Below are 24,125 nucleotides of genomic sequence, written 5' to 3'. Positions count from 1 at the left end.
GTATTGGCCCACCTGGATCGCGGTGGTATCGCACTTAGCCGACAAAGTGCTCCTCGGGCTACCCGCCGAGCGGGAGTTGCTTCGCCTGCAGCTCCCGCACCAGTTCGGCCCGCCGCTCCGGGGTCAGCGGTTTCGCCGGTGCGGTGTCCACTGTGGACTCCGGGGCGGCTGCTGTCTGGTTCCCGCAGTAGACGTCGTTCTTCGGCAGGGTGCCGTGCACCAGGAACGTCGTCGCCGCGTTGGTGACGCAGGCGTTCTCGGTGAACAGGTAGGTGCCGTGGCCACCCTGGTCGGCGCTCACCAGGCGGGCCCGGTCACCGAGCGCCCCGCGCATGGCGACCGCGCCGAGCAGCGGGGTCGCCGGGTCGCGCAGGTTCTGGGTGAGCAGGACGTTGGCCGGGCCGCGGTCGGTGATCTTCACCGGGGGCTCGACCGGCTTGTTCTTCCAGAACGCGCACGGCCAGATGTTCGACGGCATCCCGTTCGTGATCGGGTAGTTCTTCTTGTCCGCCAGAACCTGTTTCTGGTGCTGGGCGATCGAACCCGTCCAGGACGCGTCGTCGCACACGATGCCCCACAGGGTCGCGACCGACGCCTGGCCCGGGTCGACTTCGGCGGACGCCGCGCGTCCGTACTCGGCGGCCGCGGCGCCGTCACCGCGTTTGATCGACTGCATCAGCTGTGCCAGCGGGGTGAAGTTCTTGTCCCCGTACAACGCGCCCCGGACCTGGCCGCGGAAGACGTTGCCGGTCAGCCCGTCGAGCGTTTTGGTGTCCAAAGTGGACGCGAGTGACAGGTAGGTCGCCCGCACCGCCTGCGGGGTGGAGCCCAGTTCGAAGGACGGATCGCGCTGGGCCGCCCATTTGGCGAAGTCCTCGAAACGTTCCTCGGTGGACGCGCCCCAGTGCCGCCACACGCTGCGCCACACGTTCCGCGGATCGACGACGCTGTCCAGGATGATCCGGTCGGAGCGTTCCGGGAACAGCGTGGTGAACACCCCGCCGAGGTAGGAACCGTAGGAGACCCCGAAGTACGAGATCTTCTGCTCGCCGAGCGCGGCCCGGATCCGGTCCATGTCCCGGGCGGTGTTGGCGGTCGTGATGTGCGGCAGCACCGATCCCGAGTGCTGCGCGCACTGCGCGGCGATCTGGCGCGCGAACGCGACGTTCTCGGTGATGTCCCCGTTCGGCGCCGGGTAGGGGATGACCTTGCCCGGATCCTGTTGCTGCGGGGTGAGTTCGCAGGTGACCGGCGAGCTGTGCCCGGTGCCGCGCGGATCGAACCCGATGAGGTCGTAGCTGTCGGTCACGCTGCGCGGCATGAGTTCGCCGAACCGCAGCGGCAGGTTGAGCCCCGGTCCGCCGGGGCCACCCGGGTTGAGCAGCAGGACGCCGCGCCGGGTCTTCGGATTGGTCGCCTTCAGCCGGGACACCGCGACTTCGAGCTTCGCGCCGTCCGGGTCGCGGTAGTCCAGCGGAACGGCGAGCTTCGTGCATTCCAGTGGAGCGGGCAGATTGTCCGGACACCCCTGCCACTGCGGCGCCGCCGCGGCCGGCTCCGCGGTGGCGAGCGTGGGCACGCTCGCCGCCGCGGCCGCGGTCAGCGCGCACAGGGTCAGGGACATCCCCGACCTCAGGCGTGCACGGGTGATTCTCAATCGCATATGCGCCTCCCCAGGCAGATCGTCGGCGATCGCCGCGAACCTCGCCGAGGCTAGGGGGCCGGAGCGGGCCGCGCATCGGCCTGGGGGACGATATGTCCCTGAGGGGTTCAGCTCAGGAGACTGGACTCTTCGCGGGTTTCCGCTTTGGCCTGTTCGGCCGCTTTGGCGCGCTTGCGCTTGACCAGGAAGAACACCAGCGCGGCGACGATGATCACGCCGAACAGGATCCAGCTGCCCTTGCCCACCAGGTCCTCGACCTTCTTGGCGGCCTCGCCGGCCGCCGCGCCGATGCCGATGTGCAGGGCGCACCACCCGGCCGCGCCGACGGTCACCGCGGGCAGGAACTTCCGGTAGGGCAACGAAGAAGTCCCTGCCGCGGCAGGGACCAGCGTGCGCAGCACCGGGACGAAGATCGCGATGAGCACCGCCCACGCACCCCGCCTGCGCAGCACGTCGGTGGCCTTGTCCCAGCCGTCGGCACCGTGCTTGCGCACCAGTTTCGTCTGCCGGAGCTTCGGTCCGAACTTCTTGCCGATGAGGTAGCCGATCGAATCGCCCGCGACCGCGCAGATCGTGGTGACCAGCCACATGAGCAGGAACTTCGGGACGCTGTTGGCCGTGGTGCCGAGGATGAACAGACCGGTTTCCCCGGGCGCGATGAAACCCAGACCCAGCGTGCATTCGCCGAGGACGAGCAGTCCGGCACCGGCGGTCACCCCCGCCGGGGGAAGGCTTTGCAGCCAGTCCAGGATGTCGGTCACCAAAGCCACGAGGAGCCCCCTGTCAGCCGATCGGCGGTATGTCCTTTTTCAACCTATCCGGACAGTAGCGATCGCGCCGTCGACTTTCGTCAGGGAGTTACCCGGACTTTGGTGTTCAGGGTCACTTCCGGGCCAGGAGTGCGCTGGCTTCCTGGGCGGCGGGCCCGGCTTCGGCCAGGTGCGCCAGGTTTTCCGGCAACTCCTCGCCCCGGTGCCGCTTGGTCTGCGCGTACAGCCGACCGGCGCGGTAGGACGAGCGCACGAGTGGTCCGGCCATGACCCCGGCGAAGCCCATCGCTTCGGCGGCCTTCGAATGCTCGACGAACTCCTCGGGTTTGACCCACCGGTCCACCGGGTGGTGCCGCGGTGAGGGCCGCAGGTACTGGGTGATCGTCAAGATCTCACAGCCCGCGTCCACCAGATCCCGCATCGCCGGAGCCACCTCGTCCGGGGTCTCGCCCATCCCCAGGATCAGGTTCGACTTCGTCACCAGCCCCGCCTCCCGCGCGGCGGTAATCACTTGCAGGGAGCGGGCGTAGCGGAACCCGGGGCGGATGCGCTTGAAGATCCTGGGCACGGTCTCCACATTGTGCGCCAGCACCTCCGGCCGCGATCCGAAAACCTCGGCCAACTGGCCGGGGTCGGCGTTGAAATCCGGGATCAACAACTCGACACCCGTGCCGGGGTTCAACGCGTGGATCTGCCGCACGGTCTCGGCGTAGAGCCAGGCACCACCGTCGTCGAGATCGTCGCGGGCGACCCCGGTCACCGTGGAGTAGCGCAGGCCCATCGCCCGCACGCTCTCGGCCACCTTCCGCGGCTCCTCGCGATCCAGGGCGGCGGGGCGGCCGGTGTCGATCTGGCAGAAGTCACAGCGGCGGGTGCACTGATCCCCGCCGATCAGGAAGGTCGCTTCGCGGTCTTCCCAGCACTCGTAGATGTTGGGACAGCCCGCCTCCTCGCACACCGTGTGCAGACCCTCCCGGCGCACCAAACCCTTCAGCTCGGTGAACTCCGGACCCATCCGCGCCCGCGTCCTGATCCACGACGGCTTCTTCTCGATCGGCGTCTGACTGTTGCGAACCTCAAGCCGCAACAACTTCCGACCCTCCGGGACAACACTCACGCCCCCAACCCTACGCCCGGATCACCGGGACGCAGGGTCACGCGGGGTCGGGGGTGACCCCGGTCAACTTCGCGGTGAGTTCCCACAGGCCGGAACCGGTTTCGTGGTCGAGCGCGCGGCCCAGCGGCCGGACGACCGCGGGGTGCCCGCGCAGGCCGCCCACACCGCCCGGTCCGATGTAGTCGCCGCCGTTGGCGCGGGGCGAGGTCGCCGCGTAGAGCTGCGGCAGGGCGCCCATCCGGACGTTCTGGGCGAGCAGCACCTCACCCGCCCGGTTGCCGAGTGCGATCACCTTGCTCAGCACCGGATTCGAGTAGGACCGGGCCATCGCCGAGCCCAGCCCGGTGGCGGTGTACCCCGGATGCGCGGCGACGCTGCGCACCGGCACGTTCGCCGCGCGCAGTCGCCGGTCCAGTTCGAGCGCGAACACCTGGTTCGCCAGCTTCGACTGCCCGTAGGCCGCGGCCGGGTTGTACCGGCGGCGCTCGAAGTTCGGATCGGCGAGGTCGAGCTGCGCGCCGCTCGCCGCCACGCTCGACACCGTCACCACGCGGGCGTCCGCGCCGCCGCGCAGCGCGGGCATGAGCAGCCAGGTCAGCGCGGCGTGCCCGAGGTGGTTGGTACCGAACTGCAGCTCGAAGCCGTCCTTGGTGACGCCCCGCGGGCTGGCCATCAGACCGGCGTTGTTGACCAGCACGTCCAGCGCGTTCCCGGTCAGTTCGCGCACCGAACCGGCCGCCTGGCGGACCGATTCGAGATCGGCCAGGTCCAGGCGGACCAGTTCGGGCTGGTGGTCCTTCGCGACCGCGGCGACCGAGCGCAACGCCTGCTCGCCGCGTTCCGCGGACCGGCAGCCGAGCAGGATCTTCGCGCCCTTACTGGCCAGCACCTGCGCGGTGCGCAGGCCCAGCCCGGAATTCGCGCCGGTGATCAGGACCGTGCGGCCGGTCTGGTCACCGATGTCGTCCTCGGTCCATTTCCCCGTCTGCGCAGCCATGCGCTCAGCTAACTACACCCGGACTGAGAGCGCTATCAGTCGCGTTACGCGCTCGGCGCGAGCATCCGCAGCAGGCTGCCGACCGGGCTGCGCCGCCGGGCCGGGCGCGCCGGGCCGTTGCGCAGCAGCGCGTCGAACGCGGCGCCGACCTTGGTGATCTCCTCGACCGGCTCGTGCGGTTCGGCGAGCCCCGCGGTGATCGCGAGCATGCGCTGCTCGGCCTCGCGCATCGAGCGCAGCGACGCGTACCGGTCCAGGTTCGCGTCCAGCACGGCGCGCAGCGTGTCGTGGTCCGCCGCGGCGGCGTGGCAGGCGCGGGTCACCGCGTCCACGTGGTCCTCGTTGTCTCCGGGAACGCCCTCGGCGTCCTCCGGGCCCGCCACTTCGGCGCGCAGGTAACCGCTGAGCAACTGGGTCCAGCGGTAGTGCAGCGCGAGCAGCAGGTCCTCTTCGCATGCAAAGGCCTGGGCGGCGCCGGGGACGTCGGCGAACGGCAGTTCGCCCCCGGGGTTCCGTGCCGCTTGGCGCAGGACGGCATCCATGACGTCTCGCCGTCGGTAGAAGTCGTTCCAGCTCATGGCCTGATTTCCCCTCCCGTGAGCCGGGCCATACCGCTGGTTTGCGGCATACTCCCGGTACGGACCTGACACGGCCAACATACCACGAGTATGGGGGAGCCTAAGTCGGCTAAGCTTGTGAGGGTGGTGACAATGAGGTCCAGGCGAGTCGACTATTCCGAGTCCACGCGTTCGGCGCTGGTGGACAGTGCGGTCGAACTGTTCACGAAGCGTGGTTATGCGGGTACTTCACTCGATGAGGTCGCCAAGCGGGCCCGGGTTACCAAAGGTGCGCTGTATCACCACTTCAGCGGGAAGCAGGCCCTGTTCGAGGCCGCTTTCGACGCGGTGGAAACCCAGGTATTCGACCGGCTCACGAAAATAATGGGTGGTCCGGGGACGCCGTGGGAGCGCGCGCTCACCGGTTTACGTACATTTATCAAAAGCTGCCTCGACCCCGCTTATCAGCGCATCGCGATTCACGAGGCGCCGGTGGTGATGGGCTGGGAACGCTGGCGAGAAGCCGAAGACCATTTCAGTTTCGGCTTGATCCGATCCAGCCTCGAGGCGTTGATCGAAGCCGGTGAGGTGGACGACGTCCCGGTCGAGATCACCTCCCGGATGCTCTACGGCGCGCTGTCCAGCGCGGCCGCCGCGATCGCGAGTTCGGCCGATCCGAAGAAGGTCGGTGCCGAGGTCGAGGCCGTGATCATCCAGCTGCTCAACCGCATCCGGTGCGCGGCGAGCTGATCTTCCGGCGACTAGGGTTGTCGGCGTGGACTTGAGGATCTTTACCGAGCCCCAGCAGGGGGCGAGCTACGACGACCTGCTCCGCGTGGCGAAGGCGACCGAGGATCTCGGCTACGACGCCTTCTTCCGCTCCGACCACTACCTGAAGATGGGGGACGGGTCCGGGCTGCCGGGCCCGACCGACGCGTGGATCACGCTCGCCGGGCTGGCCCGGGAGACCTCCCGGATCCGGCTCGGCACCCTGGTCACCGCCGCGACCTTCCGGCACCCGTCGGTGCTCGCGATCTCGGTGGCGCAGGTGGACCAGATGTCCGGCGGGCGGGTCGAGTTCGGCCTCGGCTCCGGCTGGTTCGACGGCGAGCACACCGCCTACGGCATCCCGCTGCCCGAGATCAAGGAACGGTTCGACCTCTACTCCGAGCAGCTGGAGGTCATCACCGGACTGTGGGAGACCCCGGAAGGGGAGACGTACTCGTTCAACGGCAAGCACTACCAGCTGGCGGACGCTCCCGCGTTGCCCAAACCCGCACAGCGCCCGCGGCCGCCGGTGATCATCGGCGGTGGCGGCAAGAAGCGCACCCCCGCGCTGGCCGCCCGGTTCGCGAACGAGTTCAACCTGCCGTTCGTGGACATCGCCACCGCCAAGGCCCAGTTCGACCGGGTGGACGCCGCGGCGCGCGAAGCGGGCCGGGACCCGGAGGAGATCACCAAGTCGAGTGCGCTGGTGGTCGCCGTCGGCCGGGATGACGCCGAGGTGGCTCGCCGGGCCGCGGCCATCGGCCGCGAGGTGCCGGAACTGCGGCAGAACGGGCTCGCCGGTTCCCCCGCCGAGGTGGTCGACACCATCGGCCGGTGGCGGGCGGAGACCGGGATCGGCCGCCTCTACCTCCAGGTGCTCGACCTCTCCGACCTCGACCACATCGAACTGATCGCCACCGAGGTCGCCCGCCAGCTCTGACCCCGCCGTGTCATGAGGGGACCCCTCCAGACAAAAAGTGTCTGGAGGGGTCCCCTCATGACACCGGGCTACCGGGCGCCGCGCGGGAGGGCGGTGCGCACCTCGTCGGGGGCCAGGGGGCGCAGGACCAGCGAGTAGTCGTAGTCCGCGTCGGCCCGGACCTGGTAACGCTGGCGCACCGGGTTCGGGGTGTCGCCGACCCCGGTGACGGCGTGATCGGCGTGCAGGGTCACCCAGCCGTCGTTCCGCTGCCGCTGGAACGGGTACGCCGCGCGGTCCAGGTCGTCGTACGGCGTGACGCTGACGTCCGCGGCGCCGGACACCAGGAGCCCGCCGGAGCGGCCGTCGGTCAGCAGGGCCCACCGGGTGTCGGTGTGGTTGCCGTAGTCCTGCGGCCGGTAGTAGTCGGCGTACTGCTCGTCGACCGTGCTCGACCAGACGCCGAGCGGGGTCGCGTCCTTGCGGTCGTTGTAGCTCTCCTGCGGGCCGCGGCCGTACCAGGCGAACCGGGAGAAGCTGTCCGGCAGCGCGAGGGAGACCCCGACGCGCGGCAGGTAGGGCAGCGAGCGAACGTCCCCCTTCGGGCGCACCTGGTGGCCGAGGCGGATCGTGCCCGCGGCGTCGATCCGGTAGGTCATCACCTGGTCGAACGCGGCGTTCGGCTTGTCCGGCGCGGCGACCGTGCTGGTCACCGTGACGGTCACCGCGCCCGGCCCGGCCGGTTCGGCGCGCACGTCGTGGACCGTGGTGGCCAGCCGGTCCAGGCCCGCCTTGCGCCAGTCCTCGCCCTCGGCGCGACCCCAGTCGTAGGTTTCGTTGCTGTTCGGCGCGCGCCACGCGGCCAGCTTCGGGCCGCCCTTGAGCAGTTCGGCGCCGCGGACGCGGAGCGAACTCAGCGTGCCGGACTTCTTGTCCAGGGTGTAGGTGAAGTCCTTGCCGGACAAGGTGATCGCGCCCGCGTCCTGCCGCAGGCCGAGGCGGGCGCCGCCGGGATCGGGCAGCGCGCCGCCGGGGACCCGGGTGCCGCCGAGCGGGAACTGGTCGCGCGCCAGCACGTGCCCGGCGGGCAGGTCCGGCGTTCCGGCCACGGTGACGGCCTCGACGGTCAGCCAGCGTTCCGCGTTGCCGGGATTGGCCGGGATGCGGGGCCGGAAGGTGCCGGTCGCGCCCGGGGCGACGGCGAGCGGTTGCCCGCCTTCGGACACGGTGCGGGCGCCTTGCACGACCTGCCAGCGCAGCCGGAGGTTGTCGGTGCCCGCGAACTGGCGCTCGTTGAACACGGTGAGCCCGCCGCCCGCGTAGCCGAACCGCAGCGGCTGGTGCGCCCAGGCCAGCTGCGCGGTTTCCGGTTGCAGGTACCGATCCGCGCCGATCAGACCGTCCACACCGGACAGACTCTCGCCGTAGGAGAGGTGGTCGCCGCGGTCGTCGATCCGGTCGAAGTCCAGGGCCAGCAGCGATTCCTGCTTCGGATCGGCGGCGAGCCGGTCCGGGGTGAGCGCGTGGTCGTAGATCCGCACGTCGTCGACGGCGCCGTGCGCCATGCGCCCGGTGTACTGGTCCTGCATGGTCTCCGGGTTGCGGCCCACGTTGACCGGGTACGAGGAGGCGTCGATCGGTCCGCTGAACGGGGTGCTGCCCACCTCCTCGCCGTCGAGGTACAGCCGCAGCGCCGAGCCGTCGTAGGTGCCGCTGACCCGGTGCCACTTCTCGTAGAAGTCCGCGGGCACCTGCGCCCGCACGGTCCGCCACGTTCCACTGTGGACGAAGAACTCCAGGGTGTTCTCGGTCTTCATCTTCAGCGCGTACTGGTGGTCGCCCTTGGCGATGACGGTGAAGTCACCGGTCCACGGCTTCGCCGGTTTGACCCACGCGTCCAGGGTCAGCCCGCGACCGGTCAGATCGAGCTTGCGGTCCCGGTACACCTCGACGAAGTCGTCCAGGCCGGAGAAGGACAGCGCCTTGCCGCGGTGCCCGTCGACGACCGCGGGCGCGCCGGTGAGATGCGCCTGGATGCCGTTCGGTGAGGCGTCCGGCGTGGTGCGCAGGCGCTGGCGGATGTTCTGCTCGGCCCAGTCCCAGATGAACCCGCCCTGCAGCACCGGATTGGCGCGGATGGTGTCCCAGAACTCGCGGAAGTTGCCGAGGCTGTTGCCCATCGCGTGCGCGTACTCGCCGAGGATCACCGGTTTCGCGGTGCTCTTCGCCTGTTGCGCGAGTTTCTCCGGGGACGGGTAGCGCGGGCCCCAGACGTCGGCGTAGGGCGCGTCCCCGTCGGGGGAGTTGGACTGGTGGTATACCGGGCGGGTCGTGTCGCGTTTCTTCACCCAGTCGGCCATCGCGTGGTGCGCGGCGCCCAGCCCGGCCTCGTTCCCGGTGTCCCACAGGAAAACGCTCGGGTGGTTCTTGTCCCGTTCGACCATCGCGACGAACCGCTCGAGGAAGGCGTCCCGCCATTCCGGCCGGTCGGCGAGGCAGTCCGCCGGGCAGGTCTCGTGGTTGTGCGTCTCGATGTCGACCTCGTCGTCGATCCACAGGCCGTGGGTGTCGGCGAGGTCGTAGAAGTACGGATCGGACGGGTAGTGCGAGGTGCGCACGGCGTTGACGTTGAGCCGTTTCATCAGCGCCACGTCCTGGTCCTGGCGCTGCCGCGGCACATGCCGGCCGTGGTCGGGATCGGTTTCGGCGCGGTTGACGCCCTTGAAGAGCACGCGCTTGCCGTTGACCAGGAGTTGCTTGTTCGCGATGGAGATCTCGCGGAAGCCGACCGCCTCGCTGGTGACGTGCGTGACCCGGCCGTCGGGTCCGGACAGGGACAGCACGAGCGTGTAGAGGTTCGGGGTCTCGTCGGTCCATTTCGCGGGGTTGCGCACCGGCGCGGTCAGGGCCAGTTCGCCGCCGCTGCCGCCGAGTTCGGTCGCGCCGCTGGTCTTCGCCACCTCGCGTCCGGCGGCGTCGCGCAGGCTGGCCGTCACCGTGTGCTTCCCGGCCGGGCCGTTTTCCTTGCGTGCCAAGGAAACGCGGGCGTTGAGCGCGGCGTCGGTGTAGGTGGCGTCCAGATCGGTGGTGACCGTGACGTCGCGCAGGTAGGTGTTCGGGGTCGAGTACAGCCACACCGAGCGGAAGATCCCCGCGTAGCGCCACTGGTCGTAGTCCTCGAGGTAGGAACCGGATCCCCAGCGGTGCACCTGGACGGCGATGCGGTTCTTGCCGGGGTGCAGCGCGGGGGAGATGTCGAATTCGGCGGGGGTGTAGCCGCCCTGGTCGTAGCCGGCGTACTTCCCGTTGACCCAGACGAAGTAGCCCGAGGTGACGCCTTCGAAGCGCAGGAAGGTGGCGCGCTGCTGCCAGTCGGCGGGCAGGTCGAAGGTGCGGACGTACGCGCCGGTCGGGTTGACGTCGCGCGGGGCCTTCGGCGGGTTGTCCGGCCAGACCTCGCTCGGGATGTTGCGGAACATCGGGTGGTCCAGGCCCGCGGTCTGCCAGGTGTGCGGTACGGACGTGCTGCGCCACCCGCTGACGTCGTAGTCCTCGCCGTAGAAGCCCGCGGGGACGTCCTGCGGGCGGTCCGCCATGGCGATCTTCCAGTCGCCGTCCAGGCCGAGCGTGTACGGAGTGCGCTCGCCGCGCTGGGCCGCCGCGGTTTCGTCGGCGTAGGGACGCAACTCGGCGTGCGGCGGCTGCTGGCCCTCGCCGGTCATCCGCGGGTTGTCCAGGTACGCGTATGCGTCGGGAGCCGCGGGATCCGCGGCGGCGACCGGTACGCCGAGCATCGCGGCAATCAACACTACGGGTGCGAGAACCTGCAACCAACGCATCACGAACCTCCACGTTCGCACAAAGTCGAACAACATCAGACAGCAGAGGACGTGAATTGGTCAATACGCCATTGGCTGTATCGTCACGGGGGGCCGAGCCCCCGGACCCCCACGGTGCGAGCTCCTCGTCCTGACGAGCGCTGGGCGCCGAAAGTGGCCGCACTTTCGGGCGTCCGGGGTCAGTTCTGCAGGGCGAAGGTGACACCGGGGGCGGCCGGGGCCTGCGGACGGGGCAGCCAGCGGCCGTCGCTCACCGGCAGGTCGCCTTCGAGCGCGGCGAGGACCGCGTCCCGCGCCGGCGGCAACGCCTCCTCGACGGTGACCTCCCGGCCCAGTTCGAAGGACAGCGAGGTGACGCCCGCGTCCCGGATCCCGCACGGCACGATCTTGTCGAACGCCGCGAGATCGGCGTTGCAGTTGAGTTCGAACCCGTGCATGGTCACCCCGCGCTGCACCCGGATGCCGATCGCCGCGATCTTGCGTTCCGGTCCGCGGTCGTCGGCCGGGATCCACACGCCGCTGCGCCCCTCGACGCGTCCGGTGTGCACGCCGAACCGGTCGCACACCGAGATCAGCGCCTCCTCGAGGCGGCGGACGTAGTGCACCACGTCGATCGGATCGGCCAGTTTGACGATCGGGTACCCGACCAGCTGGCCCGGCCCGTGCCAGGTGATCTTCCCGCCGCGGTCGACGTCGATCACCGGCGTGCCGTCGACCGGCCGGTCGCCCGGTTCGGTGCGCTTGCCCGCAGTGTACACCGAGGGGTGCTCCAGCAGCAGCATGGTGTCCGGGCCCGCGCCGTCGGCGCGTGCGGTCACGTGCTGCCGCTGCAGTTCCCAGGCTTCGAGGTAGTCGATCGTGCCGATTTCCCGGACGTCGACCGGATCGGTGGCGGCACGGCAGGAACGGGCGGATGCACTCACGAATGCGAGGCTACGCCGCCGCGCCGGTCGCCGACACCGGTGGGCAGCAGGCGGGTCAGCACCGCCGTGAGCAGGCCCACACCGGCGACCGCGAGCACCGCGCCGACCGTGTCGGTGAGCCAGTGGACGCCGAGCACCAGCCGGCTGGCCGCGCACAGCACGACGGCCACCGCGGCGATCGCGATCGCGCGGCGAACCAGCCGGGCCGCCAGGTAGGCGCACAGCAGGACCGCGGCGAAACCGGTGCTCGCGACGGACACCACATGCCCGCTCGGGTAGGCGAGGTCCGGGTATTCGCGGGGCCGGTCGCGCAGGAAGACCGGTTTGAACGCGATGCTGGTCGCCCGGCACAGCGCCAGCACCAGTGCCACCCGCAGGAACACCCCGGCGCCGGTCCGGTCACCCCGGTAGAACGACAGGCCCGCGGCGACCAGCAGCGCCACGCCGAAGACGATCGGCAGCACGGGGCCGAGCACGTCGCTCACCACCGCCGCGATGTCGCCGGGCGGGTGCCGCCACTGGCCCCGCAGCGACTCGGCGATCGTCAGGTCCACGCCGAGCGGATGGCTCCGGACCAGGAGGCCGAGCACGACGAACGCGGCGGTCAGGGCGACCCCGGCTGCGGCCCAGCGCAGGCTCGCAGCGTTCACAGCACCGCCGCGAGCGCGGAGTCGAGGTCCCGGTGCTCGAACTCGAATCCCGCCGCCTCCAGCGCGTTGGGCACCGCGCGCTGACCGAACAGCGCCATCTCCTCGGCCGCCTGCCCGAGCACGGTCTTCAGCGCGATCCCGGGCACCCACCACGGCGCCGGGCGGTGCAGGGCCCGGCCGAGGGCCGCGGTGAACTCGGCGTTCGGCACCGGCTGCGGTCCGGCCAGGTTCACCGGGCCGGAGACGGCGTCCCGCTCCAGCGCGAACCGGATCGCGGACACCTCGTCGGTGATGCTGATCCACGGCATGAACTGGCGGCCGTCGCCGAGCCGGCCGCCGAGGGCGAGCTGGAACAGCGGTTTGAGGGTGCCGAGCAGCCCGCCCGCGCCGGAGAGCACGAGCCCGGTGCGCAGGCAGACGACCCGGGCCCCGGCGTCGCGCGCGGGTGCGGTCGCGCGTTCCCACGCCTCGCACAGCCCGGCCAGGAAACCGGCGCCCCGGGGCGCCGATTCGTCGACGCGGCGGTCGCCGGTGTCGCCGTAGTAGCCCACGGCCGAGGCGTTGAGCAGAACGGGAATCCCGCGTTCGGCGACCTCCTCGGCGAGCACCTCGGTGGGTTCGACGCGGCTGTCGGTCAGCACCTGCTTGCGGGCGGCGCTCCACCGGGCCGGGAACAGCGGCGCCCCGCACAGGTTGACCACCGCGTCCACGCCGTCGAAGGCGCCCTCGCCGATGCGGCCCGCCGGCGGGTCCCAGCGGTGTTCGTCGGGTTTCCGGGTTTCGCGGCGGACGAGCCTGCGCACCTCGTGCCCCGCGTCGCGCAGCCGTGCCGTCAGGGCGCCGCCGATCAGCCCGCTCGCGCCCGCCATGAGAACCCGCATGCGTCGATCGTCGCCTACCCGGGTTCCGCCCGCACGCCCGACCCACCCGCCGGATTCCGAAAAAGCAAGGGACCTTCGCTGCCCCAGAACGTGAGCGAGGGACCTTTACTACCGTTGAACCGTAGTAAAGGTCCCTCGCTCCGGGTTCAGACCCGGAAACTCAGAGGCCGAGCTCGTCCTCGAAGTTGCCCTCTTCCAGCCGCTGCTTGATCGTGGTGACGAACCGGCCGGCGTCGGCGCCGTCGATCAGGCGGTGGTCGTAGGTCAGCGGCAGGAACGCCATCGACCGGACCGCGATGGTGTCGTTGCCGTCGGCGTCCGTGATCACCACCGGGCGCTTGACGACCGCGCCGGTGCCGAGCATCCCGGACTGCGGCTGCACGATGATCGGCGTGTCGAACAGCGCGCCGTTGCTGCCGATGTTGGTGATCGTGAAGGTGCCGCCGGTCAGCTCGTCCGGCTTGATCTGGCTGCTGCGCGCCCGCGCCGCGAGGTCGGCGATCCGGTGCGCCAGTCCGGCCAGGCTCAGCTCACCCGCGTCGTGGATGACCACGGAGAGCAGGCCCTTCTCGGTGTCCACCGCGATCCCGAGGTGCACGGCGCCGTGATAGGTGATCTCCTTGGTTTCCTCGTTGTACGAGGCGTTGACGTTCGGGTGCTGCTTGAGCGCCTCCACGGTCGCCTTCGCGAAGAACGGCAGGAACGTGAGGTTCACGCCCTCCCGCTCCTTGAAGGCGGCCTTCGCCCGCTGCCGCAGCCGCGCGACCTTGGTGACGTCGACCTCGTGCACCTGCGTCAGCTGCGCCGAGACCTGCAGCGACTCCTTGGTCTTCTGCGCGGTGATCTGGCGGATCCGGTTGGCCTTCTGCACGGTCCCGCGCAGGGCCGCGATGTCCGGGGACACGGCGGCGCGCGCCGGGGCCGCGGCCGGAGCACTCGGCTGGGCGGCGGCCGGAGCGGGCGCGGCGGGCGCCTGCTTCTGCTTGGCCTCCACCGCGGCGAGCACGTCCTGCTTGCGGATCCGCCCGCCGACCCCGCTGCCGTTGAGGGTGGCGAGGTCGATGTCGTGCTCCTGGGCCAGCTTGCGCACCAGCGGGGTCACGTACGGCGCGCCGTTCGCGGAGTCCGAAGTGGACGGAGCAGCCGCCGCGGGCGCGGGCTGGGGTTCCGGCTTCGGTTCGGGCCGCGGCTCGGGCTTGGGCTCCGGCTTCGGTTCCGGCGCCTGCTGCACCGGCTCGGGCTTCGGCTCCGGCTTCGGCTCGGGCTTCGGCTGCGCGGGAGCGGCGGAACCGGAGCCGACGATCGCCAGCGTGCCGCCGACCTCGACGGTCTCGTCCTCCTGCGCCCGGATCTCCAGCACGGTGCCGGCCACCGGCGACGGGACCTCGGTGTCCACCTTGTCGGTCGAGATCTCCAGCAGCGGCTCGTCCACCTCGACGCTGTCGCCGACCTGCTTGAGCCAGCGGGTCACGGTGCCCTCGGTGACGCTCTCGCCGAGCTCCGGCAGCGTCACCGGGGTGCCCTCGGCCGAACCGCCCGACGGGGCAGCGGCCTGCGCCGGTTCCGGCTCGGGCTGGGACTCGGGCTCCGGCTGCGCGGCGGGCTGTTCCGGAGCGGGCTGTTCCTGCGCGGCGGGCTGCTGCTCCTGCGCGGGCGCGGCCGCCTCGCCGCCGCCCGAACCGTCGTCGATCAGGGCGAGCGTGCCGCCGACCTCGACGGTCTCGTCCTCCTGCGCCACGATCTTCTGGACCGTGCCGGCTACCGGCGACGGGACCTCGGTGTCCACCTTGTCCGTGGAGATCTCCAGTAGCGGCTCATCCACCGCGACACTGTCACCCTCCTGCTTCAACCATCGGGTGACGGTGCCCTCCGTGACGCTCTCACCGAGCTCCGGCAATGTGACGGAGTAGGCCATCGTTCGCTGACTCCCTAAGTGTGTCTGGTGTGGTCTGGTTCAGCCGGTGTCGTCAGCTGTGCACGTGCAGTGGCTTGCCGGCGAGGGCAAGGTGTGCTTCGCCGAGGGCCTCGGTCTGGGTCGGGTGCGCGTGGATGAGCGGGGCCACATCCTCCGGGAACGCTTCCCAGTTGTAGATCAACTGTGCTTCGCCGATCAACTCGCCGACTCGGTCGCCGACCAGGTGCAGGCCGACCACCGGGCCGTCCGGCGCCTTGATCAGCTTGACCGCACCGGAAGTCTTGAGAATCTGGCTCTTGCCGTTGCCGCCGAGGTCGTAGGTGAACGTCGTGACGTCCGAACCGTACTTCTCCTTGGCCGCCGCTTCGGTGAGCCCGACGGAGGCGACCTCCGGGTGCGAGTAGGTGACGCGCGGGATCCCGGCCTCGTCGATCGCGCGCGGGCTGAGCCCGGCGATCTCCTCGGCGACGAAGATGCCCTGCGCGAAGCCGCGGTGCGCGAGCTGCAGCCCGGGCACGATGTCGCCGACCGCGTACACGTTCGGCAGGTTGGTGCGCAGCCGGTCGTCGGTGAGCACGAAACCGCGCTCCATGTTCACCCCGGCCTCCTCGTAGCCGTGGCCCGCGGAGTTCGGTCCGCGCCCGACGGCCACCAGCAGCAGATCGGCCTCGAGCGTCTCGCCGGACTCCAGGGAGACGGTCACGCCGTTGTCGTCCTGCTTGGCGCCGGTGAACTTCACCCCGGTCTTGAAGGCGATCTTGCGGCGGCGGAACGCGCGCTCGAGCTGTTTGGACGCGAACTCGTCCTCGTTGGGCACCAGTCGCGGCAGCGCCTCGACGATGGTGACCTCGGCGCCGAAGGAGGCCCAGACGCTGGCGAACTCCACCCCGATCACGCCGCCGCCGAGGACGACGACCTTCTCCGGGATGTAGTCCAGCGACAGCGCCTGCTCGCTGGCGATGATCCGCCCGCCGAGCTCCAGGCCGGGCAGCGTCTTCGAGTACGAGCCGGTGGCCAGCAGCACGTTCTTGCCGGTGTACTTGGTGCCCTCGACGTCCACCGTGGTCCCGCCGGCGAACGTGCCGGTGCCCTCGACCAGGTTGACCTTGTGGGCCTTGGCCAGGCCCTGCAGTCCCTTGTAGAGCCGGGCGATGATCGAGTCCTTGTACTTGTTCACTCCGGCGATGTCGACCCCGTCGAACGTGGTCTTGACCCCGAACTGCTCGCTGTCGCGAGCCGAGTCGGCGACCTCCGCCGCGTGCAGCAGTGCCTTGGTCGGGATGCAGCCTCGGTGCAGGCAGGTCCCGCCCAACTTGTCCTTCTCGATCAGGGTGACGGAAAGGCCCAGCTCGGCCGCGCGGAACGCCGCGGCATAGCCGCCCGATCCGCCACCAAGGATCACAAGGTCGGCGGAGGTGTCGGTCACTTCAATAACTCCTCGGCAGGCAACATTGGTGGTGCTCGTGGGCCCGCGCGGCGCTGTTGCGCGCGCGGAACACACCTCATCTTGTCACTACGTCTGATGAGCTTGCGACTTAGCCGGGTGTGCGGCTACGCACGTGGGTCGCGCCCGGGATAATGATCGGGCGAAGCCAGCCAGAAGTGAGGTGGTCGAGGTGGGTCTCTTCGACTCGTTCCGCAGGAAGCACAAGGGGGGTGGCCGGCCCGGCACGCTGCGAAAAGCCTCCGACGAGGACACCAGGCATCTCGAGGAGTGGGCGGCCGCGCGACACGGGGTCGAGGCCTACGTCGAGCCGCGCACTACCGTCACCGAGACCACGGTGGTGCTCATCGCGCACGACGGCGAATGGACCCGCCGCCGGATCGCCAGCCTGGAGGCCGCGCAGCAGTTCGGCCGCAAGCGGTCGATTCCGGTCTACGAGGTGGCCAAGGTCGGTTACCCGAAGCGGATGCGCGAGTACACCGAGCGACTGAAACGCGGTAAGCAGGGCGGGTGACGCCCGGCGGAATGTGGGGGAGCGCGTGAGCCCGGCGACGGCGACGATCGACTTCGGCAGTTCGCACACGGTCGCCGTGGTTTCCGCACCCGGCACCCCGGCACGACTGGTCACCCTGGACGGTGAGCCGTGGATGCCGTCCGCGGTCTTCCTGGACCGGGACGGGCGCCTGGTGGCCGGGCGGGACGCGCTGCGGCTGGCCGAAGCCGAGCCCGCGCGGCTGGAGAGCCGCCCCAAGGCGCGCATCGACGAGCAGGAGGTGCTGCTCGGTGACACCGTGGTGCCGGTCGTCGCGTTGATCCGCGCGGTGCTGGCCGCCGCGGTCGAGGCCGCCCGGCAGCTGGTCGGCCCGGTGCAGCAGCTGGTCCTCACGCATCCGGCGGACTGGGGTTCGGCCCGGCTGGGCACGCTGCTCGCCGCCGCGCAGGGGCTCGCGCCCCGGACCAGCACGGTCGCGGAACCGGTCGGCGCCGCCGCCTGGTTCTCCGCACGTTCCCCGCTGGCGCCGGGGCAGCCCCTGGGTGTGCTGGACTTCGGCGGCGGGACCTGCGACGCGGCGGTGGTGCGGCGGGCCGAGAGCGGCGGCCTGGAGGTGCTGGCCACCGGCGGCCTTCCCGATCTCGGCGGGCAGGATCTCGATCAGCGACTGGTCGACCACCTGCGGGCCGCGGTGCCGGGGCTGTCCGAGTACCTGGGCGGCGGCGGGATTCCCGGCCGCGGCGGCGCGTCGCTGCGCGAACTCACCGCCTTCCGGACCGATGTGCGCCAGGCCAAGGAACTGCTGTCCCGGCATCCGCAGGCGGAGATCGTGCTGCCCGGTGAGCTGCCGGACGCGCTGGTCACCCGCGCCGAGTTCGACGGGCTCATCCGGCCCGATGTCCTGCGGGCCGCGGAACTGATCCGGGACGTGATCGGCTCGGCCGGAGCGGCCCCCGGCGCGATCCAGCTCGCGGGCGGGTCGGCGCGGATCCCGTTGCTCGCGCGGGCGGTCGGGGAGGTCACCGGGATCGCGGTCCGCCTGGACGACCAGCCGGAGGCGGTTGTCGCACTGGGCGCGCACCGCGTGGTGACCGAACCCGAACGCCGTCCCGCGCCACCTCCTTCGGCACCCCAGCCGGTCGCCGTCCGGCAACCCGCCTCGGGTCCGCAGCCGGTCGCGCGCCCGGCGCCGGTCTCCGGCCCGCAACCGATCCTCGCCACGGAGCCCCCGCCGCCCGGACGCCGCCGCGCGGCGGTCGCCACGCTGGCCGTCGGTGCGGTGGCCCTGGTCGCCGCAGTGGTCGCCGGGCTGGTGCTGTGGCCGGTCACCGTCGGCGGGCAGGCCGGGCCCACCAGCGAACGGCTCGCGCTGCCGCCCGCCGCCCCGGGCAACGAGCTGGTGACCCAGGGCCGCCCCACCGACGGCCTGGTGCCCGCGCAGGTCGGCGTGCCGACCGAGGTCGTCTACGGCGGTTTCGACGTCGACTTCGTGGTCAACGCGGTCACCGATCCGGCGACCGACAAGCTGAACTCGGTGGGCGCCAACTCCACCGGCGAGGACGGCCGCTGGGTCCTGCTGGACACCACGATCAAGGCCCGTTCCCCGGCGAAACCCCCGTACTTCACCAAGGACATCTTCCTCGTCGACGACCGCGGGCTGTTCATCCGGCCGCTCATCGACGCCAGCCTCCCGTCCGACTGTCCACTGCAGACACCCGCGACCCTGGAAGCCGGGCAGGAGGCGCGGCAGTGCTACGCGTTCCTGCTGTCCGCGGTCACCCCGGTCACCGCGGTCGCCATCGCGGGCAGCACGCAGGGGCATCCGGGCATGCGACAGCACGGGATCCTGGTCCCGGTCACCGGCGCGCGGGTCACCGGCGAACCGAAACCGGCGCCGACCCGGATCCCGCTGGGCACCGTGCGGATGGTCACCGTGGACGGGGTGCCGGTGCGCGTCGCCGTGGTCGACACGGTCCGGACGCCCAGCGCCTATTTCGACTACGAGCCGATCTCGTTGCCCGGCAGCACCGGCGTGCTGCTGCGCATGGTCGCCGAAACCGACGAGCCGGTGGATCTGACGCGCCTGCTCGGCGGCGTGCTGCTGCGCGACGACCGGCGGCAGTACCTCGCCGGGTCGCACTACTCGTCGGCGAACGGCTGCACGGCGGTGAAGGACGGCAATGGCCAGCCGGTGAAGAACAAGGGGCGGCTCACCCTGTGCCTGCTGTTCGCCCTGCCGACCGGGATGCCGCTGGGTTCGGTGCTCTGGTCGGGCACCGGGGACGGGAATCCCCACGTGTGGGGCCTGTAGGTGGCCATCCGCCTGGCCGTCGACTTCGGCACCACCAGCACGGTCGCGTTGTTCGCGTCGCCGGGCGTTGAACCGCGCCTGGTGACCGTGGACGGATCGCCGCGGCTGCCCTCGGCGGTCTTCGCGGGCGACCGGCTGGTCGTCGGGGCGGATGCCGTGCGGATGGGACGTGCCGATCCCGCCCGGCTGGTGCGCGCCCCAAAATCGCTCGCGGAGGAGGAGATCCGGCTCGGCGCGTTCTCGCTGCCGGTGACCGAGCTGGTCCGGGCCGTGCTGCGGCGGGTGGTGGACGAGGCCGCGCGCCAGGCCGGGGAGCCGGTGGCGGAACTGGTCCTGACTCATCCGGCGGACTGGGAACCGGTGCGGATCGGCCGGTTGCTGCGGGCCGCCGAAGGGTTGGCGCCCCGGGTGAGCACGGCCGTCGAACCAGTCGCCGCCGCGGCGAGTGCCGCGTTGCCGCCGGGGGAGAACCTGCTCGTGGTGGACTTCGGCGGCGGCACCTGCGATGTCGCGGTCGTGCGCGCGGCCCCCGGTGGCCTGACCGTCCTCGGCGCGGGCGGGTTGCCCCGCGGCGGTGACGATCTCGATCGCCGCCTCGCGGACTTCGCGCACCGCGGGGAACTGCCGCCCCGCGACCGCGCCGCCCTGCTCGACGCCGCCCGCTCGGCGAAGGAGTTGTTGTCCCGCTACGAAAAGGCGGAGATCGCGGTGCCCGGCGGCGAAACCGTGCCGGTCAGCCGCGCCGAATTCGAGCACCTGATCGCCGGGGAGAGCGAGGAAATCCTCGCCCTCGCCGATCGCGTCACCGCGGGCGTCCCGGTGCACCGGGCGCTCGTGGTCGGCGGTTCCAGCCGGATCCCGCTGCTGTCTCGCCGACTCGCCGAACGCGGCCGGGTGACCGCCGACCCGGAACCGGAAACCGCCGTCGCCCGCGGCGCCCTGCTGCTCGCGGCCGCTTCCCATGTGTCCACTGTGGATACACCTGGAGAGCCTCCCCGGCACCGGGCAGCGGTGGTCGCCGCGGCGGCGCTGCTGGCGGTCGTGCTGCTCGCGGTCGTGGCGCTGGTGGTGGTCCGGCCGGCGCGCCCGGTCGCCGGAGTGGCGTCGCCCGTGATCGCCCAGCTCGCGCCGACCAGTCGGGCCGACGAGGTTTCCCTGCCACCCAAGCTCCCGGGCGAACGGCAAGCCAATCCGAGCCCGTTGAACGTCCTCAGTGGACAGTTCGGCCAGACCGTGCGTTACGAGTACGGCCGCGACGGGATCACGCTCGAGGTGACGATGAAGCGCGCCGAGGTCACCACCACCCCGCCCGGACCGTACGGACCCGCCCCGGCCGGTTTCCGCTGGGTGCTCGCCGAAGCGGACCTGCACCACGTCGCGGGCCCGGCGCTGGAGGCCCCGCCGAAGTTCTTGTTCCGCCTCGCCGACGACCGCGGCCAGCTCTTCGACGCGTGGTCCTGCGGCCCGTCCCCGGAATGCGGCCAGGCGGAAGCCCCGGTGGACCGGATCGACCCGGGCGCACGCCTCCCCGGACGCGCGGTTTTCCTTGTCCCGCAAGCCACTCCGGTCACCGCGGTCCTCTTCGGCGGCATCGGTTCCCGCCCCGGCGCCAAACCGCCGGTGTCCGTCCCGGTCACCCTCCCCGCCACCGGTACGACCCCCGCGCCGCTGCGTCCGGTCGGCACCCTCGGCGGCCCCGCCGCGGACGCCCACGTCGGCACGGCGGCGACCGGAACCGCGGTACGCGCCCGCTTCGACCTGATCGAGCAAACCTCGGCATACCTGCCCGAAGGCGCCCCACCCCCGGGCACGCGCTACGTGATCCTGCGCGCCGCGATCACCGCGATCGGCTCGGGTTCGTTGCCCGCCACCGCCTTCAGCCACCTTTACCTGCGCGACGACCGCGGCCTCCCGATCACCGAGGCGAGCGGCTACGGCAAGGTGATCGACTGCCCGCCGCTGACCGAGGAAGCCGCGCCGGGCAAACCGATCTACGGCTGCGCGATCTTCGCGATCACCACGGCGGCCCAGGTCCGCGGCGCCACCTTCGGCTCCCTGGACACCCTGGACCTCACCACCTGGCCCACCTGGACCACAAACTGATTATGCCAACTCGCGAATAACTCTCTGTGCACCTTGTATGTACCCACTGTGCCCGCTAGCGTGGCGGACATGGAACTGAAACTGACAAGACTCGCGGGTGAATGCGAAGACCGACATTGTCCGACGGTTCATCTGTCGGACCGAGGAACCCTGGTCTTCCAAGGCTACGCTGTGCATTCCGCTGTCGGGCTGACACTGACACCGGGAGAGCGGGCAGTGGAGTTGCCGGTCTCCCTCGTGAAGGAGGCGTTGCGTGCTCTTGGATGATGATGAGTGGAACGCGTGTTTCGACGACTTCAAACGTTCCGCGTTTCGTATGGAACTCCAGCAGACTTACACAATCCCTCGGCATCAACCCGACTTCGATCGTTTCCGCAGGGGGGAGCCAAAGCCTGACAACCACAACTCAAAATGGCAAGAAGAAGTACGTGCTTGGGCTGCTGAGGGAAAGAGGCTGCAGCGAGCCAAGGTTGTACGCAGGCCCTTTGGTGAATACATGCGGTACCTGCTTTCCTGGGCAGTTCCGGGAAATGTCGAGGCAGGTGAAGATTACCGCATCATCGACGACACTGACAAAAGTCTGGAGGTGCCTGATCAGGACTTTTGGATGTTCGATGAAGAGAAGGTTGTTCACCTCAACTTCAGGCCGGATGGAACGCTTATCAGTCATGAGCTGATTGAGAACCCGGATATCGAGCGGTATTTGCAGTGGCGTGATATCGCGCTGGCGAAGGGGGTGCCGTTCCAAGACTGGGATGCTGGAGCCTGATCGGCAGGGTGACCGGCGCAAGGACCTGGCCCAGGCATTGCGAGAACTTCGCCGAACCGCTGGCCTCTCCGGTGAGAGGCTGGCAGTTCGTTGTGCCATGAGTCAGGGAAAGATCAGCCGCATCGAGACCGGCAAGGTGCTGCCGTCAGTCGTTGACGTCGAGCGAATACTCAAAGCGCTCGACGTCCCGCCAGGCGTAGCCGATGAACTAGTAGATCTGGCTAGGCGGGCAAACGTTGACTATCGGTCAGTGCGCGCGCTGGCGCGTGTCGGAGTGTGGCGTGGGCAGGACGAACTTCGGGCGCTCGATGAATCCTCCCGAACGGTCCGTCATTTCACCCCGGCTATACCAGCGGGATTGCTGCAGATACGCGACTACGCGCGACAGGTGTTTACGCCGACCATCAAGGGACGTCCGGCGCGAGATGTTGAGCGAGCGGTCGATGCCCGAATCGCTCGGCAGGAGATACTTGAAGATACATCTCGACGTTTCCTCTTTCTGCTGACCGAGCAAGCCGTGCGGTGGCGACGGGCCGCTTCCGATGTCATGGCGCGACAGATAGCTCATTTGGCGCAGGTTTCTGAGAAGCCGAGTGTGGAAGTCGCGGTAGTTCCGCAGTCGGTTGAGGTGCATGCTTCGCCCTTGAACTCGTTCGTTATCTTCGACGAGCGGCTTGTGGAAGTGGAGATGTTCTCGGGTTCTGTGGCGCTGCGCGATCCGCGGGATGTTTCGTATCATCTGAATATTTTTCATTATTTTCTGGATTCCGCTTTGACGGGTGCTCAAGCGGGCGAATTTCTTCGTTCAATTGCAGTGGAGTTCTCCGCGTAGTCGAGTTTATGTGCACTCGAGTCTGAGGCTCGATTCTGGCGGTTCGGCGACGCTAGATTTCGGTGTTATGAACGATATTACGAGTACTTGTGGCGACTGCAAAGGTAAGGGTTGTTCGAAATGTGATGGGACCGGCACGATCACTATTGTGGAGGATTGATCGGTGGAGCCGGTAATCGTGCCGGGCGGGATGCGGGAGACGTTTGTCGACTGCAAGGGGCGCGAGCATGTTGTCTTTCGGGTGCCGTATCCGAGCGAGGGGCCGGTTCTGGTCGCCGCGCGGAGTGGTGAGCGGGCGCTGGTCTACATGTACGCGCACTTCGTGTTCACCTGGGTCGAGGGGATGACCCAGGTGAACATCGCGCACGGCACCATCCAGGGCAACCGGATGCGGCTCTGGGACGGCATTCCGATCCGCGGCCGGTGGGATTCGGAGACGCTCGCGGGGTTCGGGCAGCGGTGGGTCCGCGAGCATCTCGCGAAGTTCGGTTAGCCGGTGACCAGGGCCAGGGTGAAACCGTCGTAACCCTTGACGCCGACGGTTTGCAGGGCGGTGGCGTCGACACGGGGTTCGGTGGCGATCAGGTCGTGGACTTCGCGCACGCCTCGGATCGCGGCGCTGGTGTTCGACGGATCGGCGACCGCGCCCGCGCGGACGACGTTGTCCACGACGATCACGCTGCCCGGCCGGGAATACTCGAGCGCCCAGCGGAAGTAGCCCGGGTTGTTCGGCTTGTCGGCGTCGATGAACGTGAGGTCGAACGGGCCGGACAGCCCGGGGAGAGTGTCCAGCGCCTGGCCCACCCGGATGTCCACGCGTTCGGAAACCCCCGCCTTTTCGAGGTTCTTCCGGGCGACTTCGGCGTGCTTCGGTTCGGCCTCCAAGGTCACCAGGCGGCCGTCGGCGGGCAGCGCGCGGGCGAGCCAGATCGTGCTGTACCCGCCGAGCGTGCCGATCTCCAGGATCGACTTCGCACCGACCATCCGCGCGAGGAGGTTGAGCAGCTTCCCCTGCGCCGGACTGACCGAGATCTCCGGCAGGCCCGCCTCGGTGCTGGCCGTGAGCACGCCCTCCAGGTCCGGCGCCTCGGGCAGCAGTCTGGTGGTGAAGTAGTCATCGACGGCGGTCCACCGCTGCCGGTCCGCGGTCCAGCGTTCGTTCATGAAGCCGAAG

General features: G+C 69.9%; 20 protein-coding genes. 8 read left to right on the top strand and 12 right to left on the bottom strand.

The features are described 5' to 3' along the window. Window positions 1–58 precede the first annotated feature (58 nt). The 5 genes from FXO23_RS25030 to FXO23_RS25010 all read right to left on the bottom strand — a co-directional run bounded on the left by FXO23_RS25030 (window position 59) and on the right by FXO23_RS25010 (window position 5,125). Complete coding sequence (locus FXO23_RS25030; protein ID WP_158887861.1) at window positions 59–1,624, bottom strand: alpha/beta hydrolase; 1,566 nt, start codon at window positions 1,622–1,624, stop codon at window positions 59–61. 146 nt (window positions 1,625–1,770) lie between these two features. Continuing rightward, the gene (locus tag FXO23_RS25025; protein WP_158887860.1) at window positions 1,771–2,433 is read right to left on the bottom strand and encodes a DedA family protein; all 663 of its coding nucleotides are present in this window, start codon (window positions 2,431–2,433) and stop codon (window positions 1,771–1,773) included. A 112-nt stretch (window positions 2,434–2,545) separates the two neighbouring features. After that, on the bottom strand, window positions 2,546–3,550 hold the full coding sequence (gene lipA, locus FXO23_RS25020) for a lipoyl synthase (RefSeq protein WP_158887859.1): 1,005 nt from the start codon (window positions 3,548–3,550) through the stop codon (window positions 2,546–2,548). A gap of 37 nt (window positions 3,551–3,587) precedes the next feature. After that, complete coding sequence (locus tag FXO23_RS25015) at window positions 3,588–4,547, bottom strand: oxidoreductase (protein WP_158887858.1); 960 nt, start codon at window positions 4,545–4,547, stop codon at window positions 3,588–3,590. Between the two features lie 44 nt (window positions 4,548–4,591). Continuing rightward, complete coding sequence (locus FXO23_RS25010) at window positions 4,592–5,125, bottom strand: hypothetical protein (RefSeq protein ID WP_158887857.1); 534 nt, start codon at window positions 5,123–5,125, stop codon at window positions 4,592–4,594. A gap of 132 nt (window positions 5,126–5,257) precedes the next feature. On the opposite strand from FXO23_RS25010, the gene FXO23_RS25005 reads away from it, so the two are divergent. Beyond that, window positions 5,258–5,854, top strand: a complete 597-nt coding sequence (locus tag FXO23_RS25005; protein ID WP_158887888.1) for a TetR/AcrR family transcriptional regulator — start codon at window positions 5,258–5,260, stop codon at window positions 5,852–5,854. A gap of 25 nt (window positions 5,855–5,879) precedes the next feature. Beyond that, entirely contained in the window at window positions 5,880–6,812 is a 933-nt protein-coding gene (locus tag FXO23_RS25000) for an LLM class F420-dependent oxidoreductase (protein WP_158887856.1), read from the top strand. A gap of 68 nt (window positions 6,813–6,880) precedes the next feature. On the opposite strand, the gene FXO23_RS24995 is transcribed toward FXO23_RS25000, so the two are convergent. From FXO23_RS24995 to lpdA, 6 genes are all read right to left on the bottom strand, one after another. Next, entirely contained in the window at window positions 6,881–10,585 is a 3,705-nt protein-coding gene (locus FXO23_RS24995; RefSeq protein ID WP_246257763.1) for a glycoside hydrolase family 2 TIM barrel-domain containing protein, read from the bottom strand. 224 nt (window positions 10,586–10,809) lie between these two features. Continuing rightward, entirely contained in the window at window positions 10,810–11,553 is a 744-nt protein-coding gene (gene lipB, locus FXO23_RS24990) for a lipoyl(octanoyl) transferase LipB (protein WP_158887854.1), read from the bottom strand. Next, window positions 11,550–12,203: a phosphatase PAP2 family protein gene (locus FXO23_RS24985; RefSeq protein ID WP_158887853.1), complete on the bottom strand. Its 654-nt coding sequence runs from the start codon at window positions 12,201–12,203 to the stop codon at window positions 11,550–11,552. The genes lipB and FXO23_RS24985 overlap by 4 nt, the downstream gene beginning before the upstream one ends. Continuing rightward, window positions 12,200–13,084, bottom strand: a complete 885-nt coding sequence (locus FXO23_RS24980; protein WP_158887852.1) for a TIGR01777 family oxidoreductase — start codon at window positions 13,082–13,084, stop codon at window positions 12,200–12,202. Before FXO23_RS24980 ends, FXO23_RS24985 begins: the two co-directional genes overlap by 4 nt. A 160-nt stretch (window positions 13,085–13,244) precedes the next feature. After that, the gene (sucB, locus tag FXO23_RS24975; RefSeq protein ID WP_158887851.1) at window positions 13,245–14,999 is read right to left on the bottom strand and encodes a 2-oxoglutarate dehydrogenase, E2 component, dihydrolipoamide succinyltransferase; all 1,755 of its coding nucleotides are present in this window, start codon (window positions 14,997–14,999) and stop codon (window positions 13,245–13,247) included. 52 nt (window positions 15,000–15,051) lie between these two features. Next, window positions 15,052–16,425, bottom strand: coding sequence for a dihydrolipoyl dehydrogenase (gene lpdA / locus FXO23_RS24970; RefSeq protein ID WP_158887850.1), 1,374 nt, complete (start codon window positions 16,423–16,425; stop codon window positions 15,052–15,054). A gap of 181 nt (window positions 16,426–16,606) precedes the next feature. Between lpdA and FXO23_RS24965 the strand changes: the two genes are divergently transcribed. The 6 genes from FXO23_RS24965 to FXO23_RS51695 all read left to right on the top strand — a co-directional run bounded on the left by FXO23_RS24965 (window position 16,607) and on the right by FXO23_RS51695 (window position 23,444). Next, window positions 16,607–16,957 carry an oxidoreductase gene (locus FXO23_RS24965; protein WP_158887849.1) on the top strand — a complete coding sequence of 117 codons (351 nt, stop codon included), beginning with the start codon at window positions 16,607–16,609 and terminating at the stop codon, window positions 16,955–16,957. Window positions 16,958–16,982: 25 nt separating this feature from the next. Beyond that, entirely contained in the window at window positions 16,983–19,247 is a 2,265-nt protein-coding gene (locus FXO23_RS24960; protein WP_158887848.1) for an Hsp70 family protein, read from the top strand. After that, complete coding sequence (locus FXO23_RS24955; protein WP_158887847.1) at window positions 19,248–21,350, top strand: Hsp70 family protein; 2,103 nt, start codon at window positions 19,248–19,250, stop codon at window positions 21,348–21,350. 253 nt (window positions 21,351–21,603) lie between these two features. Beyond that, complete coding sequence (locus tag FXO23_RS24950) at window positions 21,604–22,119, top strand: DUF6879 family protein (RefSeq protein WP_158887846.1); 516 nt, start codon at window positions 21,604–21,606, stop codon at window positions 22,117–22,119. Then, a complete protein-coding gene (locus FXO23_RS24945; protein ID WP_158887845.1) occupies window positions 22,106–22,951 on the top strand; it encodes a helix-turn-helix domain-containing protein in 846 nt (281 codons plus the stop codon). The genes FXO23_RS24950 and FXO23_RS24945 overlap by 14 nt, the downstream gene beginning before the upstream one ends. Window positions 22,952–23,114: 163 nt before the next feature. After that, window positions 23,115–23,444 carry a hypothetical protein gene (locus FXO23_RS51695; RefSeq protein WP_246257761.1) on the top strand — a complete coding sequence of 110 codons (330 nt, stop codon included), beginning with the start codon at window positions 23,115–23,117 and terminating at the stop codon, window positions 23,442–23,444. Here the strand turns inward: FXO23_RS51695 and FXO23_RS24935 are convergent. Continuing rightward, complete coding sequence (locus tag FXO23_RS24935) at window positions 23,441–24,115, bottom strand: O-methyltransferase (protein ID WP_158887844.1); 675 nt, start codon at window positions 24,113–24,115, stop codon at window positions 23,441–23,443. The genes FXO23_RS51695 and FXO23_RS24935 overlap by 4 nt on opposite strands. Window positions 24,116–24,125 lie beyond the last annotated feature (10 nt).

It is taken from the genome of Amycolatopsis anabasis (assembly GCF_009765355.1).
In the GTDB taxonomy this organism is placed as follows: Bacteria; Actinomycetota; Actinomycetes; order Mycobacteriales; family Pseudonocardiaceae; genus Amycolatopsis; species Amycolatopsis anabasis.
The sequence above is the reverse complement of the archived record's forward strand: the minus strand, read 5'-3'. Positions and strand labels throughout refer to the sequence as shown.